The organism is Stenotrophomonas sp. JC08 (genome assembly GCF_052180205.1).
Lineage (GTDB): Bacteria > Pseudomonadota > Gammaproteobacteria > Xanthomonadales > Xanthomonadaceae > Stenotrophomonas.
Window position 1 is genome coordinate 1,911,104 of record NZ_CP197473.1, and the last position, 18,190, is coordinate 1,929,293.

Consider the following 18,190-nt stretch of genomic DNA (forward strand, 5'->3'; position numbering starts at 1 on the left):
CCCGGCTCAGCGCCGGGCCCGCTCGTTGCGGCGGAGCTCGGCGGGAATCGCGATTTCGACATTGGCCGGCAGCGCCATGATCCGCAGCTCAGTGCCCGACCACGGTACCGGCTCGCCGTTGATGCTGGCCTCGCCCGGCGTACCTTCATACGGCCAGGGCAGCACCAGCCCGCCTTCCGGCAGCAGCAGTCCTTCGGCCACCCGCAGGCTCAGCTTGCGCTCGCTGCGTTGCAGGCTGAAATTGAGCCGGCCATGTGCGGTACGCAGGCCATCGACGGCGATACCCTTGCCCGTCAGCCAGTCCACCGGCACACCGGCGGCCAGTACGACCGAGGCGTCGTGCTCACGCTCGTAGGCGAACATGTCCAGCGCCGAGCGGACAAAATCCGACGCCACCCACGCGTGCGGCAGATCGCCGACAAAGAACGGTTCGCGCGGCGTGTGCGACACCACTTCGGCCCACTGGTTCCAGCCCGGCGGTGCGCGGTCCTTGAAGAAGAACGTGCTGGCCTGCCAGGCCCGCTCGCGCCAGCCCAGGCGCACGAACGCGCCCACGTTGCGCCATTCGTAGGGCGTGTAATCCTTCCATTCGCGCGTGCCGTCGCGGCGGGCGACGAACTGCTGCCAGTAGCGCTCGAAGGTATTGTCCAGCGCCGGCTGCGGCAACGCGCCCTGCTCGCCGCCCGGCGCCAGCGCGATGGTGGTCGAGGTCGGGTCGAAATCGCCCAGCTCCACTGAACCGGGCAGGTAGTCGATGCTGTGCGCGGCCATCGTCGCCTGCAATGAGTCGTACAGGTCCTGGCGGAACTGGTCACGCGACTGCGCCATCGCCTCGGCTTCGACCTCCTGCCCCAGTGCCGTCGCCATGTCGGCCGCGTCCTTGTAGCCACGCAAGGCCCAGAAATCGTCCCAGTACGAATGCACCGGTTTGGCCGAATAGCCTTCGTGGCTGATCGAGGCCGGCATCATGCCGTAGAAGCCCGGATTGCGCGCACGGTTTTCATCACTGCGCTCACTCAGGCGCAGGTCTTCCATATAACCCCAGGCGGCCAGCACATGTGGCCACATGCGCGCCAGGAACGTGTCATCGCCGGTATAGCGCCAATACGAGGCGATGGCATGGATCAGCTCACCATGACTGTCGTTTTCCGGCACCGGATCACTGCCGCGCGCATCCACGCAGCACGGCACCATGCCGCTGTCGAACTGGTAGGGCGCATACCAGTCCACATAGCTGCGCACCGCGTCACTGCGGCCCATGCGCAGCAGACCTTCGGCAATCATCGCGCCGTCGCGGATCCAGCTGCGTGCATAGGAGCGGGTTCCCGGTTGCAGGCTCGGGCCGACGCGGGAGATCAGCATGTGCGCCAGCGCCGTGCGCAGGCTGTCGGCCAGCGGCTGGCCGGCCTCGGGCAGTCGCAGCCGCAGCGGGTCGAGCTTGTCGCGCCACATCGCGGCCACCTGCTGCTGCGCCTTGTCCGCATCGAAGCCGTCCGGCATCTGCCAGTTGCCGGTCTGCGGCAGCACCAGCGCCACCTCGCGGCTCTGCCCCGGTTCCAGCTTCCACGTGTAAAGCATCGCGCCCGATGCCAGCCCGGTGCTGTCGCGCACTTCGCGGGTTGGCGGCAGGCGCTTGCCGGCCAGATGGGTGACTGCCAGCTTGCTGTCGAAGGTACTGGCGAACCCGGCATCGGGCGTGGCAGTGGCGAACACCCGCGGCGTGCCGTTGACACTGACCTTGCCGTCCTCGATCGCCAGCCGCTCGATCCGGCTGACACCGCCGACGGTGTTGAGGAACTGGCTGGGCGGATTGACCTGGAACGGACGCACCGCCAGCGCCAGCGTGTATTCGTGCGCAACCTTGTCCGGATTGTGCAGCCGGTAGCGCGCCACCAGTTGCGCCTGCTCGGGCCGGCCCTGCACGAAACCGGTCACCTGCAGGTCGAACTGCTCATGCCGCCACTGCACCGAGGGAACCGGCAGATAGCCGTCCAGCAACTGCTGGCTGGCCTGGACATCGGCCCAGCCGTGCGCCTTGCCATCGAGCACCACGAACGGCTCCACGCTGAAGCCGGACTTCACCGCCTCCAGCGCACCGTCCTCGCCCATCAGCGCCTGCTCACGGCCGCCATCCAGGCCGAGCAGCGTCCAATACGGCTGTTCGCCACTGAAGCCGCGCGGCAGCGTCCCCCGTGGCAGATCCTTGGCCAGCGAACGGATGAAATCATTGGGTGTGGCGGCGAAATCCAGCGGCTTGAGGCTGATGTCACGGATGCCATAGCGCCAGTTCGGCCCCTCCACCAGATCGAAACGCAGGTAGCGCGCCTCGGTTTCCGGCAGCGCCAGCCAATCGCGTCCACCACCCCCGGCCACCACCTCGCGGATCTTGTGCCAGTCACGCCCATCTTTGGATGCCTGCACCACATAGCGGGAGGCCTCCAGTCCCGGCACCCACTGGATCATCGCGCCGCCGAATTCGCGCACCTTGCCCAGGTCCAGGCTGATGGTCTGCTGCTTGACCCCGCCACTGACCCACACCGTGTCCGGCTTGCCATCGGCAATACGCTGCTGCAGCGCGGTGGAGGTGTCGGCGATCACGGTGGCGGTCAACGCGGAAGTGTCCTCCTTCGGCAGGGCCTGCAGCGTCAACCGGTCAAAACACACCGAGCCCTTGCCGCCCACGCGGTTGTAAATGGTGAACTCCACCGCCGCACTGCGCCGCAGGGTGCTGTCCTGGCCCGGCCCCCACGCCTTTTCGATATGGCGCTTGCGGTAGCTCACCTGCGTCCAGTCTTTGGGGAAGTCATAGCCGGGACGGTTGACCCACCACACGTTGTCGCCACTGGCATCGACCAGCTTGAACTGCAGGTCGTTGGCCGGTGACTGGCCGCGCACGCCGAATGACAGCTGGTAGTTCTCCGGCCACTCCACCTGCAGCGCACGGCGGATACCCACGTAACCGGAAACATCGTGGAAATCGTAATCCAGGCACAGCGCGCGACCGCCGTTGGCCGCTACCGGACGCAAGGCACCACTGACCTGCGGGGAAGTCACCAGCTGCCACGCATTGATGTTGTCGAATTTCGCCAGCACCCGCGCCGCTCCCTGCGCGGCCAGTCCGCCACTGGCCAGCGCGGCGGTGAAAAACAGCAGCAGGGTAGGAACGGTTTTCATCGAAAAGTATCTCGACGCGAGGCGATCACCAGCCCCGGATTCTGGCAGAAGCGGGACCTGCTGCCGACCGCTGCCGGATACTTCCATGCTGTTCCCGCTGGGTCGTGGCGAGGCCGGCAATGGAATATCCGCCACCACCGCGCAGGCATCGACACACGAGACTCACCTGCCCCCCTCACCCTTTGACACTCCCCAGCAACAGCCCCTGCAGGTAGTAACGCTGCAGCAGCAGGAACAGCAGCAGCACCGGCACTACCGTCACCACCGCGCCGGCCATCATCATCTCCACGTCCATGATGTGCTCGCGCGACAGCGAGGCCAGCGCCACCGGCAAGGTGTAGTGCTCCTGGTCGGTCAGCACGATCAGCGGCCACATGAAGTCGTTCCATGCGCCCATGAAGGTGAAGATGGCCAGTGTCACCAGCACCGGCTTGAGCATCGGCAGCACAATCTGGAAGAAGATCCGCGCCTCGCCGGCACCATCGATGCGGGCCGCCTCCAGCAGCTCGTCCGGAATCGAGCGCGCGTACTGGCGCACCAGGAAGATGCCGAACACGCTGGCCAGCGCCTGCACCACCACGCCGCCAAACGTATTGACCAGTCCCATCTGCTTCATCAGCAGGAACAGCGGCAGCATCGCCACCTGCGCCGGCACCACCAGTGCCGCCAGCAGCAGCTGGAATATCCGGTCGCGCCCGGCGAAGCGCAGCTTGGCGAAGGCATAGCCGGCCAGCGTATTGAGCAGCAGCGAGCCGGCAGTGATGCCCATCGACACCAGCAGGCTGTTGAGGAAGTTGCGGCCCATGCCGGTACGCGCAAACAGGGCGCGGTAGTTGTCCAGCGTGGTCTGCGACGGCAGCAACGGCGGCGGGAACTGCGAAGCCTGCCCACCGGGCATGAACGATACCGACAGCATCCATGCCAGCGGCGCCAGGCTGATGATCGCCAGCAACGCCAATGCGCCATTGATCCACAGCGCATGCCCGCGCGACTGCCCGATCTCGCGCCCGCTCATACCAGCTCCCGGCGCTTGCCAAAGCGCAGCATCAGCGTGGTCACCGCCAGGATGATCAGAAACAGCAGGAACGCCACCGCCGAGGCACGCCCCAGGTTCCACCACTTGAAGCCTTCCTCGAACATGAAATACAGCACGCTGACCGTGCTCTGCAGCGGATCGCCACGGGTCATCACATAGGGCTCGGCGAACAACTGGAAGTAGCCGGAAACGGTGATCACGCCGACCACCAGCAGCACCGGCCCCAGCATCGGCAAGGTGATGTGCAGCAGCTGCTGCCAGCGCGAGGCGCCGTCAATGCGTGCAGCCTCGTACAGATCCTTCGGAATCGCCTGCAGGCCGGCCAGGAAGATCACCATGTTGTAGCCGAAGTTTTTCCACACCGCGAACAGGATGATGGTCGGCATCGCCCAGTGCGGATCGCCCAGCCAGTCCACCGGGTTGATGCCCAGATGGCCCAGCCCCCAGTTCACCAGCCCGTAGCGGGTATGGAACAGGTAACGCCAGATCACCGCCACCGCCACCAGCGTGGTCACCACCGGCGCGAACAGCGCGGTGCGGAACAGCGCCTTGAAGCGGGCGGCCGGCGCGTTGAGCAGCAGCGCGGCGCCCAGTGACAGGGCAATCGACAGCGGCACGCCCAGCACCACGAAATACGCGGTATTGCCCAACGCCTTCCAGAACATCGGTGTCTGTAGCAGGTCGATATAGTTGTCCAGCCCGGCGAAACGCAGGTTGCGCGTATCGGCCAGCGCATACAGGTCGAAGTCGGTCAGGCTCAGCGCCAGCGCCGACAGCACCGGCAGGCCGAAGAACACGCCGATCACGATCAGCGCCGGGGCAGCGAAGATCCAGCCGGCCAGTGAACGCTGCTTCATCGCCCTGCCCCGCTATCGGCGGCATCGGCCTGCTGCTCGACGATCCAGCGCCGCTTGGCCAGGATCTCATCGACCTGCCGGTCCAGCTGTTCCACCGCGCGCTCCTGCGGCAGGCCGCCACGCACCACCTGCTCGGTGACGATGCGCATCTGCTGGGCGATACGTTCCCACTCCAGCACCTTGGGGGTCGGCTTGACCCGTTCCAGCTGGTCGGCGAACGCGGCGGTGAGCGGATCGCCGGTCAATTCCGGTGACTGCCAGGCGCTGCGTCGCGGCGGCAGGTCACCAATGAGCGTGTAGAAACGCTGCTGGATCGCCGGCCGCGACAGGAATTCGATCAACTTCCACGCCGCGTCCTTCTGCTGCGAGGAGCGGAACACCACCAGGCTGGTACCGCCGGCGATACCGGCGCCCGGGCCATCGGGACCGGGCAACGGCGCGGTGCCCCACTGGCCCTCCAGCGCAGCGGGCTGGCGCTGGCGGAACTCGCGGATGTTCCATGGCCCGGACAGGTAGAACGCGGTGAAACCACGGAAGAACTCGTCCCAGACGTTGGAGATCTGCGTCTCGGACATCTTCGGCGCCCAGCCCTGCTGGAACAGGTTGTCGTAGAAGGCCAGCGTGCGGCGGAACCCGGGGCTGCGGAAATTGCCGCGGGTGTCATTCTCACGCAGCAGCGGATCATCCTGCTGCAGGGCGAGCGACAGTTGCGGCTCGAACTCGTTGAGCGGCATCAGCACCGGATAGCCGCGATCACTCATCTGCTTCTTCAGCGCGACGTTGACCTGCTCCCACTCGGCCCAGCTGCGCGGCGGATGCTCATAGCCGGCCTGGCGCAGCAGGTCCTTGCGATAGAACAGCAGCCGCGTATCCACGTACCAGGGCACACCGACCAGTTGCCCGTCCACCACGTTGGTATCCCAGATGCCGGGGAAATAATCCGCCGGCTGCACTTCCGTGGAGCCATCCACATACGGCTGCAGCGGCGTGAGCGCCTGCAGCGTGGCGAACTCGGCCATCCAGGTGTTGCCCAGCTGGCACACATCCGGCAGGCCATCGGCGGCATAGGCGGTGAGCAGCTTCTCGTGCGCGGCGGTCCACGGGATGTTCTGCACCTCGACGCGGAGGCCGGGATTTTCCGCCTCGAACTCGCGGATCAGCTCGCCCACCACTTCGGCTTCGCGGCCCATCGCCCAGAAGCGCAACGTGGTGTCCGGCGCCGGGCGCGCGCAGCCGGCCACCAGCAGCAACAGCACACAGGCCAGCCAGCGCGTCATCGCCATACTCAGGGCTGCTGCGGTCGCGACGCCGGCGGCTGCTGGGCCGCGGCCTTCTGTGCTTCGGCGGCGGCCGCGCGCGATTCGGCAATCCCGACCGCGCGCGCGGACGCGGCCTGTTCGTCCTTCTGCAGCGGCTGCCATTCCTCGCCTTCCGGCGCCAGCCAGCCACCACTGAAACCGGCGCGCTCCAGTCCTTTGCGGATGTAGGGGTTCTTCTTCATCACATTCCAGACGAACTCGTCGCGATAGTTGGCGATGCCCGCCAGGATCGGCCCCTGGTCGATGGCGATGTAATCGCTGGCCACCCAGCCGCGCTCGGGAATCAGACGCCCGGTCTTGAGCGGGATGTCGTAGTTGAAGCTGGGATTGAACGAGTCCAGAAAGCCGTAGCTGGAGTACAGGTAGTCACCGTAGCGCTGGTGCATCGCCACCGTTGCCGGGATCACCACTTCCGGCGCGAACGGCAACGAGGAGATCGCCGCCGACGGCACGATGGTGCCATCGTCGAAATTCTCGCGCAGGCCGGCACCGCGCGCCGAGTAATGACGGAACTGGCGCTGCTCGCCCTTGTACTCCTGGGTGGTGTTCTGCGGGCCGTCGCCGGCGGTCAGCCCCCACACGTCCTCACCGTAATCCTTCCACTGCATGGGATTGGCGATGGCGTACTCGCGCTGGGCCAGTGTCGCCCGGCGGCTGTTGAGGAAGTAATCGATGCCGCGCTCGCGCATGTAGGCATCCTGGATATCGCGGAAGTCGATCCAGACATGGCTGTACTGATGCCCGAACAGCGGCCCGAATGACAGGTATTCCTGGCCTTGGAACACGCCCCAGTCGTTGTCGTAGGTGCGCGCCCACACCGTCCACGCATCCGGCTCGACCGGGTGCGTCGGCGAACCGAGCGCCAGCACGTACAGCATCATCGCCTCGTTGTAGCCCATCCAGTCATGTTCGATGAAGCCGCTTTCCGGGAACCAGCCCATCGACACCAGCGGCGTGTTGCGCTGCAGCCACCGCCAGTCCACCCGCCGGTAGATCGTATCGGCAGCCTGGCGGATCTCCTTCTCGCGGGCGTCGTCGCCGTCGTAATAGGACTGCGCGAACAGCACGCCCATCAGCAGCAGCGCGGTATCGACGCTGGAAAGCTCCACCCAGCTGTCGTAGCGGCGGCCTTCCTGCATGTCCAGGAAGTGGTAGTAGAAGCCCTTGTAGCCGCCCTTGCCGGTACGCTGCGGGCCCGACGGCAGGTCGCGGAAGAACTTCAGCGTCAGCAGCGTGCGGTCCACCGCCTGGTTGCGACTGATCCAGCCGTTCTCGATGCCGATCGGATAGGCGGTCAGCGCGAAGCCAACCGAGGCGATGGAGGCGAACGGCCGTGACGGGTAGCGGTCCGGAGTCAGCCCGGTCTGCTCGCTGGTGGTATCCCAGAAATACTGGAAGGTGCGGCGCTCGATATCGTCGAACAGCGGCGGCAGCTCCGGCTTCATCGGCCGCGGCGGCAGGTCGGCCTCGATCAGGATCACCTGCGGCAATACCTTGGGCATCGGCGGCTCCGGCGCCTTGCCGCAGCCGGCCAACAGCACCAGTCCGAAAACGGCGACAACGCTGGACAGCAACGGGGCGATGCGCGGCATGCTCAAGACGGTATCCAGATGTAAGGGAAACAGGCTGCCACGATCCCGCGGCGGCGCCACCGGCACATGTGCGAAAGGTCCCGGCCGCGATGACCGCTGCCGGGACCGCTGCTTACCAGTCCAGTCCGAAGGACAGTTTGAACATACGCGGCGGATATACCGTACCCACGCCGTTCCGGTGCAGGTAGTTGTCATTGGGCACGCCCACCACACCACGCCAGGTGTCGTAGTCGGTGAAATTCTGCCAGTTGAAGACATTGAGCACGTCACCACGTACCCGGAACCGTAACCCGGCACCGGTATCCCATTCCTTCTGTACTGCCATGTCGAACTGCTTGAAACCGAAGGTGCCATGTGGCGTAGCCGGATCGAAGAAGCAGTTGAGCGTGCTCGGTGCATCCAGGCAGTTGGTTGCATCCTTCGGTCGTGGACTCTCAAGCGTCAGCTTGCCGGAAATGGTGATACCCCAGAACTCGTACATGCCCGTGCCGACGAAGCGGTGCTCGGGGATGCCGACCGAACGCAGGAACGGCAAGCCGTCCAAGCTGGGATAGTCGAACAGATAGTGCTCGTCGCTGTTGGCCGCGTTGAGCCGGTTTTCCTTGGCATCGCTGTAGGTATAGGCCAGCGTGACCGCCCACGGTGATTCGGGTGAATAGGCCTTTTCCGCCGACAGCAACAGCTGGTTCAAACGGGTGTCGATGCCGTTGTCGGCCTTGATCAAGGTGCCGTAGCCGGGAATCGGCTGACCCCAGGGCTGACCACCCCAGGTTGCCCCCGGCGTGGCCGGGTCGCGGAAGCTGCCATCGGGCCAGCGGTTGCCCAGCGAAAACACGATGCCATCGTAGCTGCGCACGTGGGCGAAGGTGACCGAGGTGCTCCACTCCTGCCCGGCCAGGGTGAGCAGGTTGCGCATGCCCAGCGAGAACTGGTCCGAATACGGCGTGACCAGGTGATTGTTGAGCAGGTTCACCTCGGCGCCGAGGTTGGGATTGGCTTGGGTCAGCGCGTACAGATTGTCCTGCTCGTAGTAGGCCGGGTCCCAGGCGATGCAGTTGTTGCTTCCCACCGTGCAGGGGTGGTCATCGGTGTTGAAGAAATAGGTATAGCCGGGGAAGGTGCGCTTGGAGCTTTCCAGCGCCAGATAGTCGAACAGGTTGCGGTCGTAGGAGCGCCCGGCGCCGCCGAAGATCACGTGCCGCTCGTCCCCACCAAGATCGTAGGAGAAGCCCAGCCGCGGCGCCCAGTTGTTCTTGTCGGCCTTACGCTCGCGCCCACTGCTGATGTAGTTCTCGATATCGTAGTCGACGTTGGGCCCGTTCAGATTGGCCCAGCCGCGCAGCGCCGCGGCCAGGCCCGGATCTGTCACATAGTCCTCGTAGCTGGGCGTGGTCTCATAGTCGTAGCGCACACCCAGATTGAGCAGCAGTCGCTCGGTCACCTGCCAGTCGTCCTGCAGGTAGATGCCGTACTGGCGGTTGCGGGAAATCACGTTGCGGTCGGCAATGCCTGGCAGCGGGGCGCCGAACTCGACCCGCCACGGCACCATGTCGGCCACCAGGTCGCGCCCGGCTGCCAGGTTTTCACCCAGGTCGTAGCGGAACTGCGCGTTGTAGGGCTGCTGCTGGAAGGACTCGATACGCACGTTCTTGAACTTGAACCCGCCCTTGAACGTGTGACGCTCCATACCATTGAAAGTGAGGTCGTTCTGCAGCGAATAGCCCTTCTGCCCCTTGTTCTGGTAGTCCGCGCCGCCGCCAAGATTGAGCAATGTGTCGCCGTCGCCAAAATTCGCCAAGGTCGACCGGATCGAACGCCCTGGACCCAGCGTGACCGGGCGCGGGTTCCAGAAGTCGTCTTCACTGGTCAGGTGAAGGTCGTTGAGCCAGTCCAGCGTGCTCCATTGCCAGCGCAGATCCATCCGGGTGCTGTCATTGCTCTTGGTGCTGCCGTAACTTGACGTATTGGGGCCGTCGCCAATGCCGGTCAGCTCCTTTTCCTGGCGGCGTTTGGCCGACAGTTCGACCAGATGCTCATCGCCGGCCTGCCAGGTCAGCTTGCCGAAATACATGTCCTGGTCGAAGGACGCATTGGCCGGGCCCAGGTACGACGCCAGTTCGGGGGTTATCCATGCCGGGTCGTAGATACTGGTGCCCAGCCGCACCTCGCGCGGACGCTGGATGCGCTTGGCCTCATAGGTGGCGAAGAAGAACAGGTTGTCGCGCACGATCGGGCCGCCGAACGCGGCGCCGTACTGGCGTTCGCTGGAGGGCACCTTGGTGCCGCTCTGCTCTTCCGAGAACGTGGGCTTGCGCCAGTTCTCGCTGGTGTTGTCCCAGAAAAAACTGCCATGGAATTCGTTGGTGCCGGACTTGGTCACCGCGGTCACCGCCGCGCTGCTGACCTGGTCGTACTCGGCCTTGTAATTGGAGGTGATGACCTTGTATTCGCCGATGGCCAACTGCGGGAAGGGGCTGCCGCTGGAGGAGTCCTGGCCACTGATGCCGCCCTTGAGCACGTAATTCTTCTGTCCGACGCCGTCGATGAAGACATTGATGCCATTGGAGTTCTGCGCACCGCTGCGCAGCTTGCTGGAACCGTCGGCGCCGCTTTCGAAGATCATCCCCGGCACGGTGTCGGCAAACGCCAGGAAATTGCGCGACCCCTGCGGCAACACCTCGATCTGTTTTTGCGACACGTAACTGGCCACTTCCGAGGTCTTGGTCTCCACCGGCGCCTGCGCCGTCACCTGCACCGCATCCAGCGTGGTTGCCGTACCGCCGGCGGTCTCGGCCACGCCACCGACGCCCAGGTTCAGCGTTGCCGTCTGTCCTACCTGCACGGTGATGTTCTGGCTGCTGCGCTTGCCGCCTGCCTCGACATCGATGCGATAGCTGCCCGGCGGCAGGCCAGCCAGCGAATAGCTGCCATTGGCGGTGCTCTGCACGCTGCGGCTCAGCCCGGTGGCCAGGTTGGTGGCGGTGACCTGCGCCTGTCCGGCCGGCGCCGAATCGACCATCACCTGGCCGCGGATGGTGGCACCGGTGCTCTGCGCCCATACCGGCGCCGCGCCCAGCACGAGACAGCCGGCCAGCGCGCAGCTCAACAGACTGCGGACCGGGCGGAAGGAAGATCGGGGATGCGGTTTCATGATGCGGTTCTCTCCAGGGAAAGCAGGTCCGGCAGAAGGTCCATCAGTCATCGCCCAGGTATCCGGGAACCGCGGGCGCGGGCCGTATCCGGATACCGTTATCGCAGTCCATTGCCGGCAACCTGACTGGCGCCCGCTCCGGACCCTGTGCAATTCACCCGTATTCTTGTCAAAAAAGAGTGAAAGAAACGTATCTATGCACCCGGCTGCAGCACTTCAGTGCCGATCCGGGCAGATGACCGCCATGAGGCGACCCGCACCGTTACCGGCTCACTCCATTCAGGAAGCACACCTGCGGTTGCAACATCCCGGTGCGATAGCCGGCGACTTCGGCCGTCCCTGCGCCCGGGCAGCAACGGGGAGGATCTCCCAGCGGTAGCGCAACCACTCACGCGGACAACTGCCCGGTTCCCATCGCCGGGGACAGCGCGGTGCTGACTGCCGCCCCCTGCCGCCACGACCGCGACCAATACCGGGCAGAGCGTCAATGACCTGACGGCCGCCCTGCGCATGGACAAGGCGGCCATCCACCAGAGCGGACGCAGCGGTCGTCCGATGCGCCTGTCCCGGAGTCGCTCAGGAAGCCTCGTCCGGCGTGCGCGCCTTGATCGACAGGGCGTGGATATCGGTTTCCATCATCTCGCCCAGCGCCGCATAGACAGCGCGGTGACGGGCCAGCGGCCCCTTGCCGGCAAAGGCGGTGCTGACGATGTCGACATTGAAATGCCCGCGCCCGTCACGGGCACCCGCATGGCCTGCATGGCGGTGGCTGTCATCCTCGATTTCCAGCGACTGCGGCTGCAGTGCGGCCAGCAGGGCCGACCGGATCCGCTCGATCCGGCCGCTCATGGCAACACCTTGCGGAACGGCCGCACCTCGACCCGCGCATAGACACCTGCGGCAACATACGGATCGGCCTGCGCCCACGCACGGGCGCTTTCCAGGTCCGGAAACTCGGCAATCACCACGCTGCCGCTGAAGCCGGCCTCACCCGGATCTTCGGCGTCGATGGCCGGACAGGGCCCGGCCAGCAACAACCGTCCCTGCGCCAGCAGGGACTGCAAACGCGCCAGGTGCTCGCCGCGGGCGCCTTTGCGCGCTTCCAGCACCTGCTCGCCGTCATAGCCTTCAATCACATACCACACCGTGTTTTCCCCCACTTTCTCCGCTGTAATGAACGGATGCCCATCCAGTCTAGCGCCACACCACTGGACATGGGCCGGTCTGGGCGATTACTCTTCGCACCATTGCACGCAACCGGCCTGTAACGGCCCCGGAGCGGCGGCCGGCCCAGACCGGCCACCTGGCAACCGGACCGCATTTCCTACCGGACCGCGTAGACGACCTCCCTGTGATGACGCTGCCGCAAATCTGCGGCGCGCCCACCTGTTGTTATGTATACGCACGCCTCGCAGGCGTGTTTGGCTCGCAATAACGAGGACAGCGCCGTATCCGGGCGGGAACCTGGAACGCGTACCGCTCTGCAATACCCGATGTCGACCTGATGACTTCCGAACTCGCGCACGACGCGAACACGCCAGCGCCGCCTGTTTTTCCGCAGCAGCAGGAAATGCCGCTGGCGGTGGTGCATGGTCAGCCGGTGCTGCAGATTCCGCAGGATCTGTACATTCCACCGGATGCGCTGGAAGTCATCCTCGATGCCTTTGAAGGTCCGCTGGACCTGTTGCTGTACCTGATCCGCCGGCAGAACCTGGATATCCTGGACATCCCGGTCGCCGAAATCACCCGGCAGTACGTGGACTACATCAACGTGCTGCAGGAGCTGCGCTTCGAGCTGGCGGCCGAATACCTGGTGATGGCCGCGATGCTGGCGGAGATCAAATCGCGGATGCTGCTGCCGCGCCCGCCCGTCGAGGATGGCGAGGAAGCCGATCCTCGCGCGGAACTGGTGCGCCGCCTGCAGGAGTACGAGCGTTTCAAGCAGGCCGCCGAGGACATCGACACCCTGCCCAGGCAGGATCGCGACACCAGCATCGCCCATGCCTTCGTGCCGGACCGGGCGACGGTGAAGCTGCCGCCGCCGGTCGAACTGAAAGACATGCTGATGGCGCTGCATGACGTGCTCAAGCGCGCCGAGCTGTTCAGCGGCCACGCAATCAAGCGCGAGGCACTGAGCGTGCGCCAGCGCATGGGCGATGTGCTCAGCTATCTGGAAGACGGCAAGTTCTACCGCTTTGAAACGCTGTTCACCGCCGAGGAAGGCAAGCTCGGCGTCCTGGTCACCTTCCTGGCACTGCTGGAACTGGCCAAGGAACAGCTGCTGGACATCGTGCAGGAAGCGCCCTTGGCGCCGATCTACGTCAAATCACTGGCCGCCGGCAACACCAACGCACCGCTGCAGTTTTCGAGCGAATTCGATGACGCCGACGCCCTCGACCCCGCCTGAGCAACCACTCCGTCGCATGGATCAACCTCTGATCAACCGCATCATCGAAGGCGCCCTGCTGGCGTCCAGCCAGCCGGTGACGCTGGCGCAACTGCAGGCCCTGTTTCCGGAAGACGAACCGGCCCCGCCGGGCAGCGTCGAACGGGCGCTGGAGCTGCTGGCCGAAGGCTGCAGCGGGCGCGGCGTGGAACTGGTGGAGGTCGCCTCCGGCTTCCGCTACCAGATCACTGCCGAGGTGCACGACTGGGTGGCGCGGCTGTGGACCGAACGCAAGACCCGCTATACCCGCGCCACGCTGGAAACCCTGGCGCTGATCGCCTACCGCCAGCCGATCACCCGTGGCGAGATCGAACAGGTGCGTGGCGTGGCGGTCAGCAGCAATATCATCCAGGCGCTGGAAGAGCGCGAATGGATCCGCGTGATCGGCCACCGCGACGTGCCCGGCAAACCGGCGCTGTTCGGCACCACCAAGGGCTTTCTCGATTATTTCGGGCTCAAGCGCCTGGACGAACTGCCGCCGCTGTCGGAGCTGCGTGACCTGGGTGAACTGGAGCCGCAGCTGCCACTGGGCGACGACGGCCAGCCGGCCGCGCCACTGCCCGCCGGCATCAGTCCGCCAGACGGATCCAGCACCACCGCGGCCACCGGGACCCCCGGAGCCGCAAGCAACACCGCAACAGATCCCGCGACAGTCCCGGAAACCGGAGCCGTCGCAACCGATACCGCCCTCACGGGCGAACCCGATGCCGCGCCGGGAGAGCGCGTGGCGGAAGTGGAAGACACCGAAAACAACGCCGTCGCGACGACGTCCGTGGCTGTTGAAGTAGCCGATTCCGAACCAGAGGCCGACGCGGAAAACGCCGGTCGGAGCCAAACAGAATGAGTGACACCCCTCGCAAGCCGTCGTTGAACAAGCTCTCGCTCAAGCGCGAAGCCACCACCGAACAGCCCAAACTGGAAGAACGCCTGCACAAGGTGCTGGCACAGGCCGGCCTCGGCTCGCGCCGCGCGCTGGAACAGCGCATCGCCGATGGCCTGGTCAAGGTCAATGGTGAAACCGCACAGACCGGCATGTCGATCAAGAGCGGCGACAAGATCGAGCTCGATGGCCGCAGCTTCGTTGCCAGCGCGCTGACCGATCCGGCGCGCGTACTGGTCTACAACAAGCCCGAAGGCGAAGTGACCACGCGTGAAGATCCGGAAGGCCGCCCGACCGTGTTCGAGGCGCTGCCGCCGCTCAAGGGCGCGCGCTGGATCGCCATCGGCCGCCTGGACATCAACACCACCGGCCTGCTGCTGCTGACCACCGATGGCGAACTGGCCAATGCGATGATGCACCCGTCCTTCGAGGTCGCACGCGAATACGTGGTGCGCGTGCGTGCGCCGGAAGGTGAGGAGAAGGTGCCCGACAACCTCGTCGACCGCCTCGCCCGTGGCGTCGCACTGGAAGACGGCCCGGCCAAGTTCGACGAGATCGAACGCATCGGCGGCACCGATTCGCACGACTGGTTCCGCGTGGTGGTCAAGGAAGGCCGCAACCGTGAAGTGCGCCGCCTGTGGGAATCGCAGGGCTGCCAGGTCAGCCGCCTCAAGCGCACCCGCTACGGCAAGGTGGAGCTGCCGCGGGAGCTGCTGCGTGGCCAGTCGGTCGAGCTGCCGGTCAAGCAGGTCGAAGCGCTGCGCACCGAGCTGAAGCTGGAAGAAGGCACGCCGTCCGCCCTGACCCTGCAGCCGGTGATCGGCCAGCGCCGTGCCGCCAAGACCACCGTGCGCGTGTCGCGTGATGGCGGCCGCGGCAATGCCTACGTCAATGGCCACAACAGCGCCGATGAAGGCCGCGAACTGCGTCGTTTCGACAACCTGCGTGAAGATCGCGGCCGCGGTCGCGGCGGCAAGGGTGGCGGCTTCAAGGGCGGCCTGACCGTCAGCGGCGAAGCAGCAGCCAAGCAGTCGCAGAAGCCGTTCAAGCAGCGCACCGAACGTGGCCCGAAGCCGTTGCCGGATGGCAACCCGGCCGCATTCCGCACCTGGTACGTGCCCGACGGCGTCAGCACCGGTCCGAGTGGGCACCGCAACGCCGGCCCGACCAGCAGCCGTGGCCCGGGCCGTGGTCCCGACGGCGGCGGTGCAGCACGTCCGTACGGTAAGCCGCGCCCCGGCGCAGGCACCGGTGGCCCCGGACGGGGTGGCCCGGGTCAGGGCCGTCCGCAGGGCGGCGCAGGTGCCGGCCAGGGCCAGCCGCGCAAGGCGCATCCGTACGGTCATCCGGGCAATGCCCCGAGCTTCCCGTCCGATCACGCCAATCCGGGCTTCAGCCCCTATGGCAATGCACGGCCGGCTGGCGCTCGTCCCGGCGGCGGCGCACGCTCCGGTGGCCCGGGTCGCGGCCCGGGAGGTCCCGGTGGCCGTCCCAGCGGTGGCCCGCGTCCGGGTGGCAATCGCCCCGGTGGCGCTGGTCGCCCCGGCGGTGGTGGTCGTCCCGGTGGCGGTGGCAATCGTGGCCCTCGCGGCGCCTGATTGCTGAAAGAGAACGCTCCGCCAATGGCTTCAGCAGCCAGCCAGGCGGGCTGACCATCTGCGTGGATCGAAGGGGAGCGTGGGCAACACGCTCCCCTTTGTTTTTACCGGTTTGTCTGAAGGCATACGACGGCGTCCCCCACCTTCCCGGCACCTGAGCGTCCCACCCCGATTCCATGGGCCCCAACGAAAAATGCCAGTCAGCGTCGGCTGACTGGCATTTTGCTGTTGCCCGTTGTTGTTACCGGCTGACCGGAATCGATCAGACCACCGTCGAGGAACGCAGCGCGGCGATGCGCTCATCCAGCGGCGGATGGCTCAGGAACAGCTTCTTGGCGGTGGCACCGGCAATGCCGAAGGCGGCGATCTGCGCCGGCAGCGTGCTCTGGCCGTGGTTGAGCTTCAGACGCTCCAGCGCGGCGATCATTTTCTGCCGGCCGGCCAGCGTGGCGCCACCATGGTCGGCACGGAACTCGCGGCGACGCGAGAACCACATCGCGATCATCGTGGCACCAATACCGAACACCATCTCCAGCACGAACACGATGATGTAGTACGCAAATCCACGGCCACCGCCCTCGCGGTTGCCCGACAGCGCGCTGTCGATGACGCCGCCGACCACACGTGCCAGCACGATCACGAAGGTGTTCAGCACGCCCTGCAGCAGCGCCATGGTGATCATGTCGCCATTGGCGACGTGGGCGATCTCATGGCCCAGCACCGCTTCGGCCTCGTCCTCGCTCATGTTGTGCAGCAGCCCGGTGGACACCGCCACCAGCGCGTTGTTGCGGTTGGCGCCGGTGGCGAAGGCGTTGATTTCCGGCGCGTCGTACACCGCCACTTCCGGCATGCCGATACCGGCGGCCTTGGCCTGGCGCGCCACCGTATCCAGCAGCCAGCGCTCGGTCTGGTTGCGCGGCTCGGTGATGACCACCGCGCCGGTACCGCGCTTGGCCATGAACTTGGACAGCAGCAGCGAGATGATGGAACCACCGAAACCGAAGATCGCGGCCATCACCAGCAAGCCGCTCATCTGCGAGGAGTTCACGCCCAGCAGGGACATGACAACGCTTGCCAGCACAAGCACCGCAAGGTTGGTCAGAAGAAACAGCCCGATACGGGTAAGCATGAGGGGGAGATATCCATGTGCATGGGAAAGTGCGGTAAATCTGCGGCTCGGACCGCTTGAATTCAAGCACCCGTGCGCGCGAGGATTCAGCTTCGATGATTTCTTCCTCCTACCGCGGCCGTTTCGCGCCCTCTCCCACCGGTCCCCTGCATCCTGGCTCGCTGCTGGCCGCCTTCGGCAGCTGGTTGCTGGCACGCCATGCCGGCGGCCAATGGCTGGTGCGCATCGAGGACGTCGATCCGCCACGCGAGGTGACCGGTGCGGCCGACTCGCAACTGGCCACGCTGGCCGCCTTCGGCCTGCACCCGGATCTGCCGGTGGTCTACCAGAGCCGGCGCCACGGACTCTATCGCGCAGCCATCGACAGCCTGCTGGCACAAGGCAAGGCCTTCCGCTGCCACTGCAGCCGCACCGACCTGGCCGGCCAGCAGGGCATCCACCGTCAATGCGTCGCCGGTCGCGAGCGCCCGCATCCGGCGATCCGCCTGCGGGTGGCCGATGGCAGCCACATCGGCTTCGACGATGGCCTGCAGGGCTGTTTCGAGCAATCGGTGGATCGCGAGGTCGGCGACTTCGTGCTGCTGCGCGCCGACGGCTGCTGGGCCTACCAGCTGGCAGTGGTGGTGGATGACGCCGAACAGGGCATCACCCACGTGGTGCGCGGCGCCGACCTGCTCGACTCCACGCCGCGGCAGATCCTGCTGCAGCAGGCGCTCGGCCTGCCCACGCCGCACTACCTGCACCTGCCGCTGCTGCTAGATGCCAACGGCCACAAGCTTTCCAAATCGCTGGCGGCGCTGCCGGTGGATGGTCGCCAGCCGCTGCCGGTGCTGCGCTGGTTGTGGACCGCACTGGGCCAGTCGCCGTCCCGGCTGGAGACGGCCACCACCCTGCCGGAGCTGCTGCAACAGGCGGCGGCCGGCTTCGAGCCGGCGCGACTGCGTACCGCCGCACCAAAGCCCGGCGACATTCCCCCGGGCTGAGCGCAGTTTCATTAGAATCACCGGC

General features: G+C 65.9%; 13 protein-coding genes. 4 read left to right on the forward strand and 9 right to left on the reverse strand.

The genetic code is table 11. The annotated features are described in order from the left end of the window. Positions 1–6: 6 nt before the first annotated feature. The 8 genes from ACSBPQ_RS08765 to ACSBPQ_RS08800 all read right to left on the reverse strand — a co-directional run bounded on the left by ACSBPQ_RS08765 (position 7) and on the right by ACSBPQ_RS08800 (position 12,274). Positions 7–3,174 carry a discoidin domain-containing protein gene (locus tag ACSBPQ_RS08765; protein ID WP_442681815.1) on the reverse strand — a complete coding sequence of 1,056 codons (3,168 nt, stop codon included), beginning with the start codon at positions 3,172–3,174 and terminating at the stop codon, positions 7–9. Between the two features lie 175 nt (positions 3,175–3,349). Beyond that, entirely contained in the window at positions 3,350–4,189 is an 840-nt protein-coding gene (locus tag ACSBPQ_RS08770) for a carbohydrate ABC transporter permease (protein ID WP_442681816.1), read from the reverse strand. Beyond that, positions 4,186–5,067 (reverse strand): carbohydrate ABC transporter permease, encoded by an 882-nt coding sequence (locus tag ACSBPQ_RS08775; protein WP_442681817.1) that lies wholly within the window; start codon positions 5,065–5,067, stop codon positions 4,186–4,188. The genes ACSBPQ_RS08770 and ACSBPQ_RS08775 overlap by 4 nt, the downstream gene beginning before the upstream one ends. Next, positions 5,064–6,350 carry a sugar ABC transporter substrate-binding protein gene (locus ACSBPQ_RS08780; protein WP_442681818.1) on the reverse strand — a complete coding sequence of 429 codons (1,287 nt, stop codon included), beginning with the start codon at positions 6,348–6,350 and terminating at the stop codon, positions 5,064–5,066. The genes ACSBPQ_RS08775 and ACSBPQ_RS08780 overlap by 4 nt, the downstream gene beginning before the upstream one ends. 2 nt (positions 6,351–6,352) lie before the next feature. Continuing rightward, on the reverse strand, positions 6,353–7,888 hold the full coding sequence (locus ACSBPQ_RS08785; protein WP_442684555.1) for a glucoamylase family protein: 1,536 nt from the start codon (positions 7,886–7,888) through the stop codon (positions 6,353–6,355). Positions 7,889–8,090: 202 nt separating this feature from the next. Beyond that, complete coding sequence (locus tag ACSBPQ_RS08790; RefSeq protein WP_442681819.1) at positions 8,091–11,129, reverse strand: TonB-dependent receptor; 3,039 nt, start codon at positions 11,127–11,129, stop codon at positions 8,091–8,093. A gap of 576 nt (positions 11,130–11,705) precedes the next feature. Continuing rightward, on the reverse strand, positions 11,706–11,978 hold the full coding sequence (locus ACSBPQ_RS08795) for a BolA family protein (protein ID WP_442681820.1): 273 nt from the start codon (positions 11,976–11,978) through the stop codon (positions 11,706–11,708). Continuing rightward, positions 11,975–12,274 (reverse strand): YciI family protein, encoded by a 300-nt coding sequence (locus ACSBPQ_RS08800; RefSeq protein WP_442681821.1) that lies wholly within the window; start codon positions 12,272–12,274, stop codon positions 11,975–11,977. The genes ACSBPQ_RS08795 and ACSBPQ_RS08800 overlap by 4 nt, the downstream gene beginning before the upstream one ends. A gap of 359 nt (positions 12,275–12,633) precedes the next feature. Between ACSBPQ_RS08800 and ACSBPQ_RS08805 the strand changes: the two genes are divergently transcribed. From ACSBPQ_RS08805 to ACSBPQ_RS08815, 3 genes are read left to right on the forward strand one after another with little or no spacing between them, the layout of a single operon-like run. Beyond that, a complete protein-coding gene (locus ACSBPQ_RS08805) occupies positions 12,634–13,536 on the forward strand; it encodes a segregation and condensation protein A (protein WP_442681822.1) in 903 nt (300 codons plus the stop codon). A gap of 16 nt (positions 13,537–13,552) precedes the next feature. Continuing rightward, the gene (gene scpB / locus ACSBPQ_RS08810) at positions 13,553–14,419 is read left to right on the forward strand and encodes an SMC-Scp complex subunit ScpB (RefSeq protein ID WP_442681823.1); all 867 of its coding nucleotides are present in this window, start codon (positions 13,553–13,555) and stop codon (positions 14,417–14,419) included. After that, a complete protein-coding gene (locus tag ACSBPQ_RS08815; RefSeq protein WP_442681824.1) occupies positions 14,416–16,053 on the forward strand; it encodes a pseudouridine synthase in 1,638 nt (545 codons plus the stop codon). Before scpB ends, ACSBPQ_RS08815 begins: the two co-directional genes overlap by 4 nt. Before the next feature lie 262 nt (positions 16,054–16,315). On the opposite strand, the gene htpX is transcribed toward ACSBPQ_RS08815, so the two are convergent. Beyond that, positions 16,316–17,182: a protease HtpX gene (htpX, locus tag ACSBPQ_RS08820; RefSeq protein ID WP_442681825.1), complete on the reverse strand. Its 867-nt coding sequence runs from the start codon at positions 17,180–17,182 to the stop codon at positions 16,316–16,318. A gap of 95 nt (positions 17,183–17,277) precedes the next feature. On the opposite strand from htpX, the gene gluQRS reads away from it, so the two are divergent. After that, the gene (gene gluQRS / locus ACSBPQ_RS08825) at positions 17,278–18,165 is read left to right on the forward strand and encodes a tRNA glutamyl-Q(34) synthetase GluQRS (RefSeq protein WP_442681826.1); all 888 of its coding nucleotides are present in this window, start codon (positions 17,278–17,280) and stop codon (positions 18,163–18,165) included. The last annotated feature ends 25 nt before the right edge of the window (positions 18,166–18,190 follow it).